The organism is Burkholderia sp. AU30198, from assembly GCF_020419825.1.
In the GTDB taxonomy this organism is placed as follows: domain Bacteria; phylum Pseudomonadota; class Gammaproteobacteria; order Burkholderiales; family Burkholderiaceae; genus Burkholderia.
Genome location: NZ_JAIZSA010000018.1, coordinates 122,981 through 135,339, shown reverse-complemented (window position 1 = coordinate 135,339; position 12,359 = coordinate 122,981). Strand labels below are relative to the sequence as shown.

The window sequence follows — 12,359 nt, the reverse complement described above, 5'->3', positions numbered from 1 at the left end:
CTGCTGAAGTATGACCAAATCCGAGTTGGTCGCGCAGCTGGCATCGCGATTTCCGCAACTTGTCCTCAAGGATGCGGATTTCGCGGTGAAAACGATGCTCGATGCGATGTCTGACGCCCTGGCGAAAGGGCATCGTATCGAAATTCGGGGTTTCGGCAGCTTTGGCCTCAACCGTCGCCCGGCGCGCGTCGGACGCAACCCGAAGTCGGGGGAGAAAGTGCAGGTGCCCGAGAAGTTCGTGCCGCACTTCAAGCCTGGCAAGGAATTGCGTGAACGCGTCGACGGCCGCGCCGGTGAACCGCTGAAGGCTGACGATCCGGACGACGAGCGTTGAGCGTCAACCGGTGTGCCCGGAACCCATCCGGCGAAGGCTGAAAAGAAAAGCGCCCCTTGCGGGCGCTTTTTTCATTTCCGGCGCGGGCGGCGTAACGGGCGCGCGCAGGATGTGCGCAGCCGCGGAAACGCTTCCTTTACAATACGGGTCGATTCGGCGCGACGAAGGGGAGTCGCGCGCCGCGGCAAACCTCAACAAAGAGAGGGCTTCATGAAGTTTATCGTCTGGCTGATCCGGGTATTGGTGTTCGTGCTGCTGCTGGTGCTTGCGCTGGCCAATACGCAAACCGCGACGCTGAATTTCGTTGCCGGCTTTTCATGGCAAGCGCCGCTGATCCTGCTCGGTCTGGCGTTCTTCGCCGTGGGGCTGCTGGCCGGCTTGCTGTCCGCGCTGCCGTCGGTCTTCCGCCTGCGTCTCGAGAACGGGCGCCTGAAGCGCGATCTGCGCGCGGCGCGCGAAACGCCGGCCGTCATCGACCAGCCGCCGATGCCGCCCGTCATTTAACCCGGACGCCGCGCGATCATCGCGCGGTTTTCGTCTCTGCTTCGATATTTCGCATGGATCTGGATTTCTGGTGGTTGCTCGCGATTCCGGTCGCGTTCGCGCTCGGTTGGGCGGCGTCACGCTATGACCTGAAGAATCTCCTGTCGGAGAGTGCCAACCTGCCGCGATCGTATTTTCGCGGCCTGAATTTTCTGTTGAACGAACAACCCGACAAGGCGATCGACGCGTTCATCGAGGTCGCCAAGCTCGATCCCGAGACGGTCGAACTGCACTTCGCGCTCGGCAACCTGTTTCGCCGCCGCGGCGAAACCGATCGAGCGATCCGTGTGCATCAGAACCTGCTGAGCCGCACGGACTTGCCGGTCAACGAGCGCGACCACGCGTTGTACGAGCTTGGCCAGGATTTCCTGAAAGCCGGCCTGCTCGATCGTGCCGAGGAGGCATTCCACAAGCTCGCCGACGGCGATTACGCTCTCGGCGCGCAGCGGGCGCTGCTGACGATCTACGAGATCGAGAAGGACTGGAACAAGTCGATCGATACGGCGAAGCGCATCGAGTCGATGAGCGACAAACCGCTTGGCGTCGAAATCGCACAGTTCCACTGCGAACTCGCGCAGGACGCGCTGCAGCGCAAGAACGCGGCAGCGGCCGCCGAGCAGCTGCGCCTGGCGCTGGCGGTGAACCCGCAGAACGTTCGCGCGACGGTTCTGTCCGGCGACGCGGCGGAAGCGGAGGGCAACCACGCGGCCGCGATCGAGCACTGGAAGCGCGTCGAAGCGCAGAATCCGGCGTATCTGCCGCTCGTCGCCGACAAGCTGATGAAGGCGTATGTCGCGCTCGGCAAGAACGCCGAAGGCGCCGAGCTGCTGATGGGGTATATCGATCGCTATCCGTCGAACGACCTGCTCGACATCGCGTACCAGCACATCGCGGGGTTGCGTGGCCAGGACGCGGCGCACACGCTCGCGCGCGCGCAGATGGAGAAGTCGCCGAACCTGTCGGGGATGCTGCATCTGCTCGATGCGCAAATCGCGGCGGCCGACGAACCGCGCCGTAAGGAACTTGAAATGATGCGTGCGCTGATCAAGCAGCGCACGAAGAATCTGCCACGGTATACGTGCCAGAATTGTGGTTTCCGGGCACGGCTTTTCTATTGGCAGTGTCCCGGATGCAGCGGCTGGGAAACCTATGCGCCGCGCCGCGTCGAACCAGCGATGCCGGGCTGATCCCGGTACGCCGAGCCAACGCGCTGCGGTTGTCGCCGGGCTCGTCCCGGCGGCCAAGTTAGTCAATTACCGGGAAGTACCGGAACATCTATGAAAATCACCATCATCGGCACCGGCTACGTCGGTCTCGTCACGGGCGCCTGCCTGGCGGAGATTGGTCACGACGTCTTCTGTCTCGACGTCGATCCGCGCAAGATCGATATCCTGAACAACGGCGGGATGCCGATTCACGAGCCGGGGCTGCTGGACATCATCGCGCGCAACCGCGCGGCGGGGCGCCTGCGCTTCTCGACCGACATCGAGGCGAGCGTCGCGCACGGCGAGATCCAGTTCATCGCGGTCGGCACGCCGCCCGACGAGGACGGGTCGGCCGACCTGCAGTACGTGCTCGAAGCCGCGCGCAACATCGGCCGCCACATGACGAGCTTCAAGGTGATCGTCGACAAGTCGACGGTGCCGGTCGGCACCGCGCAGCGCGTGCGCGGCGTGGTTGACGAGGCGCTTGCCGCCCGCGGGCTGGCGGGCAGTGTCGCGCATCGCTTCTCGGTCGTGTCGAACCCGGAGTTCCTGAAGGAAGGCGCCGCGGTCGAAGACTTCATGCGTCCTGACCGCATCATCATCGGCGTCGACGACGACGAGACGGGCACGATCGCGCGCGAGAAGATGAAGAAGCTTTACGCGCCGTTCAACCGCAACCACGAGCGCACGATCTACATGGACGTGCGTTCGGCCGAGTTCGCAAAATATGCGGCGAACGCGATGCTTGCAACGCGTATCTCGTTCATGAACGAGATGTCGAATCTCGCCGACAAGGTCGGTGCCGACATCGAGGCCGTGCGCCGCGGGATCGGCTCCGATCCGCGCATCGGCTATCACTTCCTGTACGCCGGCGTCGGCTACGGCGGCTCGTGCTTCCCGAAGGATGTCCAGGCGCTGATTCGCACGGCCGGCGAGAACGGCCAGCCGCTGCGCATCCTGGAGGCCGTCGAGGCGGCCAACCATGCGCAGAAGGACGTGCTGATCGGCAAGATCGAGCAGCGCTTCGGTGCCGACCTGACCGGCCGCGAGTTCGCGGTCTGGGGCCTGGCGTTCAAGCCGAACACCGATGACATGCGCGAGGCGCCGAGCCGCCGCCTGATCGCCGCGCTGCTCGCACGCGGTGCGACCGTGCGTGCATACGATCCGGTCGCGATCGAAGAAGCACGGCGCGTGTTCGCGCTGGATTTCGGCAATGACGCGGACGCGCTGGCGCGGCTGCATCTCGTTGACACGCAGGACGTCGCCGTGAAGGGCGCGGATGCGCTCGTGATCGTGACCGAGTGGAAGGAATTCCGGAGCCCCGATTTCACACGCCTGAAGGCTGAACTGAAGGTGCCGGTGATCTTCGACGGGCGCAACCTGTACGAGCCGGACGCGATGGCCGAGCTGGGCATCGACTACTACGCGATCGGCCGGCCGTATGTCGATCCCCAGTCGTCTTCCCGTGGCTGACCGCACGATGAATACTCTCCGCGAAGTCGTTCCGGTGCCGCGTGCGCAGATCGCGCGCTCGCGCGTGCTTGTCGTCGGCGACGTGATGCTCGACCGTTACTGGTTCGGCAACGTCGATCGCATTTCGCCTGAAGCGCCGGTGCCGGTCGTGCACGTGCAGCGTCAGGAAGAGCGGCTCGGCGGTGCGGCCAACGTCGCGCGCAACGCCGTGACGCTCGGTGGCCAGGCCGGGTTGCTTTGCGTCGTCGGTTGCGACGAGCCCGGCGAGCGGATCGTCGAGCTGCTCGGCAGCAGCGGCGTGACACCGCATCTCGAGCGCGACCCGGCGCTGCCGACCACGATCAAGCTGCGCGTGCTCGCGCGCCAGCAGCAGCTGTTGCGCGTCGACTTCGAGGCCATGCCGACGCACGAGGTGCTGCTCGCAGGGCTCGCGCGCTTCGATTCGCTGCTGCCGCAGCACGACGTCGTGCTGATGTCGGATTACGCGAAAGGCGGCCTGACGCACGTCACGACGATGATCGAGAAGGCACGTGCGGCCGGCAAGTCCGTCCTCGTCGATCCGAAGGGCGACGACTGGGCACGCTATCGCGGCGCGTCGCTGATCACGCCGAATCGCGCGGAATTGCGCGAAGTGGTCGGGCAGTGGAAATCGGAAGACGATCTGCGAGCGCGTGTCGCGAAGCTGCGCGCGGAACTCGACATCGACGCGCTGCTGCTTACGCGTTCGGAAGAGGGCATGACGCTTTTTTCCGCCACCGGCGAATTGCATGCCCCGGCGCTCGCGCGCGAGGTGTTCGACGTGTCGGGCGCGGGCGATACCGTGATCGCGACGGTCGCGACGATGCTCGGCGCAGGCGTGCCGCTCGTCGATGCCGTCGTGCTCGCGAATCGCGCGGCAGGCATCGTGGTCGGCAAGCTCGGCACGGCCACGGTGGACTACGACGAACTGTTTCACTGAGCACATGCGGTGGCGCGACAAGCGCGCCCCACGCATCGCTCGCACTTTTCAGGCAGGACGATCATGACCCTCATCGTCACCGGCGCAGCCGGTTTTATCGGCGCGAACATCGTCAAGGCGCTCAACGCGCGCGGCGAGACGCGCATCATCGCCGTCGACAACCTGACGCGCGCGGACAAATTCCGCAATCTCGTCGATTGCGAGATCGACGACTATCTGGACAAGACGGAATTCGTCGAACGTTTTGCTCGCGGCGATTTCGGCAAGGTACGCGCGATATTCCACGAAGGCGCCTGTTCGGACACGATGGAAACCGACGGCCGCTACATGATGGACAACAACTTCCGCTACAGCCGTGCGGTGCTCGACGCCTGCCTCGCGCAGGGCACGCAGTTCCTGTACGCATCGTCGGCCGCGACCTACGGCGGCTCGACGCGGTTCGTCGAGGAGCGTGACGTCGAGGCGCCGCTGAACGTCTACGGCTATTCGAAGTTCCTGTTCGACCAGGTGATCCGTCGCGTGCTGCCGAGCGCGAAGAGCCAGATCGCCGGTTTCCGCTATTTCAACGTGTACGGCCCGCGCGAGACGCACAAGGGGCGCATGGCGTCGGTCGCGTTCCACAACTTCAACCAGTTCCGCGCGGAAGGCAAGGTGAAGCTGTTCGGCGAGTACAACGGCTATGCGCCGGGCGAGCAGACGCGCGACTTCGTGTCGGTCGAGGACGTGACGAAGGTGAACCTGTACTTCTTCGATCATCCGGAGAAGTCGGGCATCTTCAACCTCGGCACCGGCCGTGCGCAGCCGTTCAACGATATCGCGTCGACGGTCGTGAATACGTTGCGCGTGCTCGACAACCTGCCGCCGCTGACGCTCGCGCAGCAGGTCGAGCAGGGGCTGATCGAATACGTGCCGTTCCCCGATGCGTTGCGCGGCAAGTACCAGTGCTTCACGCAGGCCGACCAGACGAAGCTGCGTGCGGCCGGTTACGACGCGCCGTTCCTGACCGTGCAGGAAGGCGTCGACCGCTACGTGCGTTGGCTATCCGGCCAGGTTTAAGCGGAAGCGTTGCATCGATAGACTGGGTCTCACGGTCGGCAGCCGCTGGCCGTATTCATCGGAGATCCAGCACATGATCAGGAAATGGTTGGTCGCAGCGGCAATGCTCGGCACGATCGCGTCGGCCTGGGCGGCCGTCGATGTCAACACCGCGAATGAGGATGCGCTCGTCGGCATCAAGGGCATCGGCCCGGCACGGGCGAAAGCGATTCTCGACGAACGCGGCGCACGCGGTCCGTTCAGGAATGCGGACGATCTCGCATCACGCGTGAAAGGCATGGGCGGCCATACCGTCGAGCGGCTTCAGCAGGAAGGCCTGACGATAGGCGTGGCCGGCACGGGTGCCGCGCTGCCGGCCGCGGGCAAGCCGGCGGCCGGCAAGCCCGCGGCTGCGCCTGCCCGCACCGCGCAAAAGTAACGCGTCGCGCGCGGCCGATAACGAGCTCCTTCAGTCGCCGTCGTTGCGACGGCTTCTCGCGGCATGCCGCGGGTTTTTTGCGTGGGCACGGCGTATGCGGCGGCCACGCGTTGTGCGGCAGGCGTATTCCATCGTCGCAATGGGGTTGCCGGCGCGGGCAGCGGCACGAGTGGTTTACAATCGATCGATTGATCGGCCTCGTACTCACGGTATATCCATGGCTTACAAAACTATCGAAGACACGATCGGCAATACGCCGCTCGTCCAACTGGTCCGCCTGCCGGACGACGAGATTCGCGCGCGCAACAACGTGGTGCTCGCGAAGCTCGAAGGCAACAATCCAGCCGGTTCCGTGAAGGATCGTCCGGCACTGTCGATGATCAGCAAGGCCGAGGCGCGCGGGCGCATCAAGCCGGGCGATACGCTGATCGAGGCGACGAGCGGCAACACGGGTATCGCACTCGCGATGGCAGCGGCGATCCGCGGCTACAAGATGGTGCTGATCATGCCGGAGGATCTGTCGGTCGAGCGCCGCCAGAGCATGGCCGCCTACGGTGCCGAAATCATCCTGACGCCGGTGAAGGGCGGGATGGAGCTGGCACGTGATCTCGCGGACGAGATGCAGCGCGAAGGCAAGGGCGTGATCCTCGACCAGTTCGCGAACCCCGACAATCCGATTGCGCACTACGAAACGACGGGCCCGGAAATCTGGCGCGATACCGAAGGGCGCATCACGCACTTCGTGTCGGCCATGGGCACGACGGGCACGATCATGGGTACGTCGCACTATCTGAAAGAACAGAATCCGGCCATCGAGATCGTCGGTGCGCAGCCGGAGGACGGTTCGCGCATTCCGGGCATCCGCAAGTGGCCGGAAGCGTACATGCCGACGATCTTCGATCGCAGCCGCGTCGACCGCGTCGAGAACGTGAGCCAGGCCGCGGCGGAAACGATGGCGCGCCGGCTCGCGTCGGTCGAAGGCATCTTCGCGGGCATTTCGTCCGGTGGCGCATGCGAAGTCGCGATGCGCATTGCGCGTCAGGTCGAGAATGCGACGATCGTGTTCATCGTCTGCGATCGCGGCGACCGCTACCTGTCCACGGGCGTGTTTCCTGCCTGAACGCGGGCAAGCGCGCGCAGTGCACGTGCAATAAAAAAGCGCCGCTTGTGCGGCGCTTTTTCTTTGGGCAGGCGGTGCTTACTGCGACTGCGTTTCGGTGGCGCTCGGCTGAAGTGCGCCGCTCGCTTCCATCTGTGCCTTCACGGCCTCGCCGAGCTGGTACACGGTGAGCGCGTAGAAGAAGCTGCGGTTGTAGCGCGTCAGCACGTAGAAATTCTTGAGCCCGAGCATGTACTCGGTCGCGCGGCCCGGCGACGGCAGGTCGACCACCGTCACGGGCGTACCGGCTTCGGTGGTGATGTTGACCGTCGGCTCGTTCAGCGTCATGCCGGCGCGCATCAGTTGCGACAGCGCCCAGTGCGGTTCGGGCTGGCCGTCGGCGGCGGCCTGTGCGATCCCCAGGCTGCCCGTATCGGGCGTGATCTGCCAGACCACCGGGCGATCGGTTTCCCAGCCGTGCTGCTTCAGGTAGTTCGCGACGCTGCCGATCGCATCGACAGGACTGCTGCGCAGGTCGACATGGCCGGTGCCGTCGAAGTCGACCGCGTATTCGCGGATGCTGCTCGGCAGGAACTGCGGGATCCCGATCGCGCCTGTATACGAGCCGAGCACGGTGGTCGGGTCGAGCTGGTTGTCGCGCGTCCAGACCAGGAAATCCTCGAGGTTCTTGCGGAACGTTGCCTGGCGGCTGTCGCGATTCGGCGTGTCCGGATAGTCGAACGTGAGCGTCGTCAGCGCGTCGAGCACGCGGAAATTGCCCATGTAGCGGCCGTAGATCGTCTCGACGCCGATGATGCCGACGATCACCTCGGGCGGCACGCCGAATTGCTCGGATGCGCGCTGCAGCGTTGCCTGGTTCGCCTTCCAGAATTTCACGCCCGCATTGATGCGGATCGGCTCGATGAAGCGCGAGCGATAGACGCGCCAGTTCTTGACCGTCGGCGACGCGGCCGGCTTCACGAGCTTGACGGCCGTCGCCGAATAGCTGATGCGCGAGAACAGCGCGTGCAGGCTGGTGGAGTCGAAGCCGTTGCGGCTCACCATATCGTCGATGAACGCGTCGACCTTCGCGTTGTTCGCGTAACGCTGCGGAACGATTTCCTCTTCGAAGGTCTGGCCTTGCTGCGTCGGCTGCTGCGGCTGGGCCTGTGCGACGAGCTTGCCCGCGGACTTCGCGGGTTGCGTCTGCGCGCCGGCAGACGCGGTGCCGAGGGCCGCGACCACGGCGGCCGCAACGAGCGGCACGCGAACACGGAACAGCGCGGAGAGAAGGGCGGCAGGCTTGCTGGAATTCATGTCGAAGCGGGCGGACAGGGCGATTGGGTTCGGCGCAGTATACCCGACGGATCCGGCCCGCCGGGGCGTGGCGGGCCCCCATTGTGGTAAGTTAGCGGCGAATTCGCGGCAGACGATGGACATCATTGATGGAGACCTGCGGCGCATCGTGCGCCGCGGATGACAGCTTATGGCAACCGCTTTCTATACGCACCCCGACTGCATGCTGCACGAGATGGGGGAATGGCATCCGGAATGTCCGGCCCGCCTGTCGGCGATCCAGGATCAACTGATCGCGAGCCGCATCGACGACCTGATCGTGCACGAAACCGCTCCGTTCGCGAGCGAGGTAGCGCTGGGCCGGGTGCATACGCAGGCGCACATCGACTACATCCGGAGCATGACGCCGGTCGATGGCTACGTCGAGATCGATCCCGATACGCTGATGAACCGCGATACGTGGCGCGCTGCGCTGCGCGCGGCTGGCGCCGCGATCGCGGCGACCGACGCGGTGATCGAAGGCCGCTATGCGAATGCGTTCTGCGGCGTGCGTCCGCCCGGCCACCATGCGGAGCCGGCGCGCGCGATGGGTTTCTGCTTCTTCAACAACGTCGCGATTGCCGCACGGCATGCGCTCGACGTACACGGTCTCGAGCGTGTCGCGATCATCGATTTCGACGTGCATCACGGCAACGGTACCGAGGCCGCATTCGCGAACGACGAGCGCGTGCTGATGTGCAGCTTCTTCCAGCATCCGCTGTATCCGTTCTCGGGCGTCGATCACCAGGCGCCGAACATGGTCAACCTGCCGATGCCCGCGCGCAGCAACGGGATGGCGATCCGCGAGGCCGTCGACATGTTCTGGCTGCCGCGCCTCGATGCGTTCAAGCCGCAGATGCTGTTCGTGTCGGCGGGGTTCGATGCGCATCGCGAGGACGACATCGGCAACCTCGGCCTCGTCGAAGCCGACTTCGAATGGCTGACCGCGCAGATCGTCGACGTGGCGCGCCGGCATGCGCAGGGCCGCATCGTCAGCTGCCTCGAAGGCGGCTACAACCTGTCCGCGCTCGGGCGCAGCGTCGTCGCACACCTGCGCGTGCTGGCCGGCATCTGATGATCGACCGACCGGCCGGGCGCGCTCAGCGCGCCGGCACGCGCGCGTGAATCCACGCGATCAGCGCGTCGATCACGCGGTCGCGTTCGAGATCGTTCATCGTTTCGTGAAAGCCGCCTTCGTATAGCGTCAGTGTACGATCGGGCGAGCCGACGCGCGCGCCGAACGCGCGGCTGCCGTCGGGCTCGGTCAGCTTGTCCTCGGTGCCGTGATAGACGAGCACCGGAACGCGCAGTCCACCGCGGCCGCTTTCGATGCGTGCCATCGCGTCGAGAATCTCCGCGCCGGTGCGCGCGGGCACCGCGCCGTGATGCACGAGCGGATCGGCGCGGTTGGCCGCGACGATGGCCGGATCGCGCGACAGCAGCGCTGCATCGATCTTGATCGCGGGGAAGGTTGGCCAGACGCGGCTGATGACGCGGCTCACCGCGAGCATCCAGCGTGGCACGTCGCGCCCCGGCGCGAGCGCCGGGCTCGACAGCACGAGGCCCGTCAGCGCGTGGCCGCGTGCCGGCGCGCGTTCGATCGCGTATAGCGCCGCGACCGCGCCGCCCATGCTGTGCCCCATCAGGAACAGCGGCGCATTGCCGTGCGCGGCTTCCGCGACCAGCGCATCCGCATCGTTCAGGTAGCCGTCGAAGCGCTCGACCCAGGCGCGCTTGCCGGGTGACTGGCCGTGCCCGCGCAGATCGATCGCGAGCACGTCGATGCCGGCCGCATTCAGCCGGCCGGCGAGTGCGGCATAGCGGCCCGCGTGTTCGGCGAGGCCGTGCACGAGCGCGATCGTCGCGCGCGGCGGCGCGGTGCCGTCGCCGGCCGCCCAGCGGTACGACGCCAGTTCGAGCCCGTCCGCGGTACGCAGCCGGCCCATGGTCGGCGCGGGCGACGCCAAAGGCGCCGGTCCGGCGGTGGCGGGTGCGGCGGCCGGCGTGGTCGTGGCGGTCATCTGGCGTGTCCCCTGTTCGTTGGCATGTGTTCCGGGATCATAGTCGCGGCATTCCTGCGGCGGGCCAGCGGCGCTCCTCTAATTTCGTGTAGTTATGAAAAGATCGAAATCGATTATTAAGGGGAATGAGGGGTTTGCGGTAAAATCGACGGTTATTCCAGATGCATCGGCGGCCGACTGGCGGGCCAACTCGCCAGCCGGCCGCCGTCTTGTTTACATGATCGAATTACGCAATCTTTCGCAGCGATTTCCCGGGCCGGGCGGCTGGGTCGAGGCGCTGCGCAACATCAACCTGACGATCCCGCAGGGCGAGGTGTTCGGCATCATCGGCCGAAGCGGCGCCGGCAAGAGCACGCTCGTGCGCACCATCAACCTGCTCACGCGGCCGACCGAAGGCAATGTCGTCGTCAGCGGGCGCGATCTCACGCTGCTGCCGGCTGGCGCGCTGCGCGAGGCGCGCCGCGAGATCGGCATGATCTTCCAGCACTTCAACCTGCTGTCGTCGCGCACGGTATTCGACAACGTGGCGCTGCCGCTCGAACTGGCCGGCGCAAGCCGTGCCGAGATCGAGGCGTCCGTGCTGCCGCTGCTCGACCTCGTCGGGCTGTCCGCGCAGAAGGATCGCTATCCGTCGCAGATCAGCGGCGGGCAGAAGCAGCGCGTCGGTATCGCACGCGCGCTCGCGAGCCAGCCGAAGGTGCTGCTGTCGGACGAAGCGACGTCCGCGCTCGATCCCGAGACCACGCGCTCGATCCTTGACCTGCTGAAGCGCATCAACCGTGAGCTCGGCCTGACGATCGTGCTGATCACGCACCAGATGGAAGTGATCAAGCAGGTGTGCGATCGCGTCGCGGTGCTCGATGCAGGGCGTGTGGTCGAGGAAGGCCGCGTGATCGACGTGTTCCTGCAGCCGCATCATGAAGTGACGCGCGCGCTGATCGGCGATGTGATCGCGCAGGAATTGCCGCCCGCGCTGAAGGCGCGCGTGGCCGAACGGCTGAAGACGGGCAGCGGGCATCTGCTGCGGCTGGCGTTCACGGGCTCGGGTGTCGACCAGCCGATCCTGTCGGAGACGATCCGCCGGTACGAGCTCGATTTCAACATCCTGCACGGCCAGATCGACGAGATCCAGGGGCAGGCATTCGGTTCGCTCGCGGTGCTCGCGGGCGGCGAGCCGGGCAAGGTCGGGCAGGCACTCGCGTTCCTGCGCGAGCAAGGTGTGGTGGTAGAGGAGCTTTCGTATGTTGAGTGAGATGTTCGATATGTTCGTGCAGTCGTTCTGGGAGACGCTGATCATGGTCGGCATCTCCGGAGTGGTTGGCGCGCTCGTCGGCCTGCCGCTCGGTGTGCTGCTCTACCTGACCGATCGCCAGGGCGTGCTGCAGAACCTCGCCGTGAACCGTGTGCTTGGCGGCATCGTGAATGCGGTCCGCTCGACGCCGTTCATCATCCTGCTGGTCGCGGTGATTCCGTTTACGCGGCTCATCACGGGTTCGTCGATCGGCACGGCCGCGGCGGTCGTGCCGCTGACGCTCGCGGCCGCGCCGTTCATCGCGCGTCTCGTCGAGACGGCGTTGCGCGAAGTCGACCGCGGGCTGATCGAGGCTGCGCAATCGATGGGCGCGACCACGTCGCAAATCGTCTTCAAGGTGCTGCTGCCCGAATCGCTGCCGGGCGTCGTCGCGGGCCTGACGATCACGTTCGTGTCGCTGGTCGGCTATTCGGCGATGGCGGGCGCGATCGGTGGCGGCGGCCTCGGCGATCTCGGGATCCGCTACGGCTACCAGCGCTATCTGCCCGAAGTGATGTGGACGGTGGTCGCGATCCTGATCGTGTTCGTGCAGATCGTGCAGTCGTTCGGCGACTGGCTCGTCCGCCGGCTGAGCCACAAGTAAAACAAAACTGATCTATCCGTCA

The 12,359-nt window shown here is 65.6% G+C and carries 13 protein-coding genes; 11 read left to right on the top strand and 2 right to left on the bottom strand.

Translation table 11 applies throughout. The annotated features are described in order from the left end of the window. Positions 1-10 precede the first annotated feature (10 nt). The 8 genes from LGN19_RS31420 to cysM all read left to right on the top strand — a co-directional run bounded on the left by LGN19_RS31420 (position 11) and on the right by cysM (position 7,107). The gene (locus LGN19_RS31420) at positions 11-334 is read left to right on the top strand and encodes an integration host factor subunit beta (RefSeq protein ID WP_006486894.1); all 324 of its coding nucleotides are present in this window, start codon (positions 11-13) and stop codon (positions 332-334) included. A gap of 210 nt (positions 335-544) precedes the next feature. Next, complete coding sequence (locus LGN19_RS31415) at positions 545-838, top strand: lipopolysaccharide assembly protein LapA domain-containing protein (RefSeq protein ID WP_122944788.1); 294 nt, start codon at positions 545-547, stop codon at positions 836-838. A gap of 53 nt (positions 839-891) precedes the next feature. Beyond that, positions 892-2,064 (top strand): lipopolysaccharide assembly protein LapB, encoded by a 1,173-nt coding sequence (lapB, locus tag LGN19_RS31410; RefSeq protein ID WP_174962248.1) that lies wholly within the window; start codon positions 892-894, stop codon positions 2,062-2,064. 90 nt (positions 2,065-2,154) lie between these two features. Continuing rightward, positions 2,155-3,555 (top strand): UDP-glucose dehydrogenase family protein, encoded by a 1,401-nt coding sequence (locus LGN19_RS31405; protein ID WP_122944790.1) that lies wholly within the window; start codon positions 2,155-2,157, stop codon positions 3,553-3,555. 7 nt (positions 3,556-3,562) lie between these two features. Next, positions 3,563-4,513 (top strand): D-glycero-beta-D-manno-heptose-7-phosphate kinase, encoded by a 951-nt coding sequence (rfaE1, locus tag LGN19_RS31400; RefSeq protein WP_122944791.1) that lies wholly within the window; start codon positions 3,563-3,565, stop codon positions 4,511-4,513. Between the two features lie 63 nt (positions 4,514-4,576). Further along, entirely contained in the window at positions 4,577-5,569 is a 993-nt protein-coding gene (gene rfaD / locus LGN19_RS31395; protein WP_122944792.1) for an ADP-glyceromanno-heptose 6-epimerase, read from the top strand. 73 nt (positions 5,570-5,642) lie between these two features. Further along, positions 5,643-5,987 (top strand): ComEA family DNA-binding protein, encoded by a 345-nt coding sequence (locus LGN19_RS31390; RefSeq protein ID WP_226219124.1) that lies wholly within the window; start codon positions 5,643-5,645, stop codon positions 5,985-5,987. Positions 5,988-6,204: 217 nt separating this feature from the next. Continuing rightward, positions 6,205-7,107, top strand: coding sequence for a cysteine synthase CysM (gene cysM / locus LGN19_RS31385; protein ID WP_122944793.1), 903 nt, complete (start codon positions 6,205-6,207; stop codon positions 7,105-7,107). A 78-nt stretch (positions 7,108-7,185) separates the two neighbouring features. Here the strand turns inward: cysM and mltB are convergent, their stop codons facing one another. Next, entirely contained in the window at positions 7,186-8,529 is a 1,344-nt protein-coding gene (gene mltB / locus LGN19_RS31380; RefSeq protein ID WP_226219122.1) for a lytic murein transglycosylase B, read from the bottom strand. A gap of 43 nt (positions 8,530-8,572) precedes the next feature. On the opposite strand from mltB, the gene LGN19_RS31375 reads away from it, so the two are divergent. Next, positions 8,573-9,496 (top strand): histone deacetylase family protein, encoded by a 924-nt coding sequence (locus LGN19_RS31375; RefSeq protein WP_011351344.1) that lies wholly within the window; start codon positions 8,573-8,575, stop codon positions 9,494-9,496. A gap of 25 nt (positions 9,497-9,521) precedes the next feature. On the opposite strand, the gene LGN19_RS31370 is transcribed toward LGN19_RS31375, so the two are convergent. Next, positions 9,522-10,442: an alpha/beta hydrolase gene (locus LGN19_RS31370; RefSeq protein ID WP_226219120.1), complete on the bottom strand. Its 921-nt coding sequence runs from the start codon at positions 10,440-10,442 to the stop codon at positions 9,522-9,524. A gap of 217 nt (positions 10,443-10,659) precedes the next feature. Between LGN19_RS31370 and LGN19_RS31365 the strand changes: the two genes are divergently transcribed. Both LGN19_RS31365 and LGN19_RS31360 read left to right on the top strand, forming a co-directional pair. Beyond that, entirely contained in the window at positions 10,660-11,694 is a 1,035-nt protein-coding gene (locus LGN19_RS31365) for a methionine ABC transporter ATP-binding protein (RefSeq protein ID WP_226219118.1), read from the top strand. After that, positions 11,684-12,337: a methionine ABC transporter permease gene (locus LGN19_RS31360; RefSeq protein ID WP_043181878.1), complete on the top strand. Its 654-nt coding sequence runs from the start codon at positions 11,684-11,686 to the stop codon at positions 12,335-12,337. The genes LGN19_RS31365 and LGN19_RS31360 overlap by 11 nt, the downstream gene beginning before the upstream one ends. Positions 12,338-12,359 lie beyond the last annotated feature (22 nt).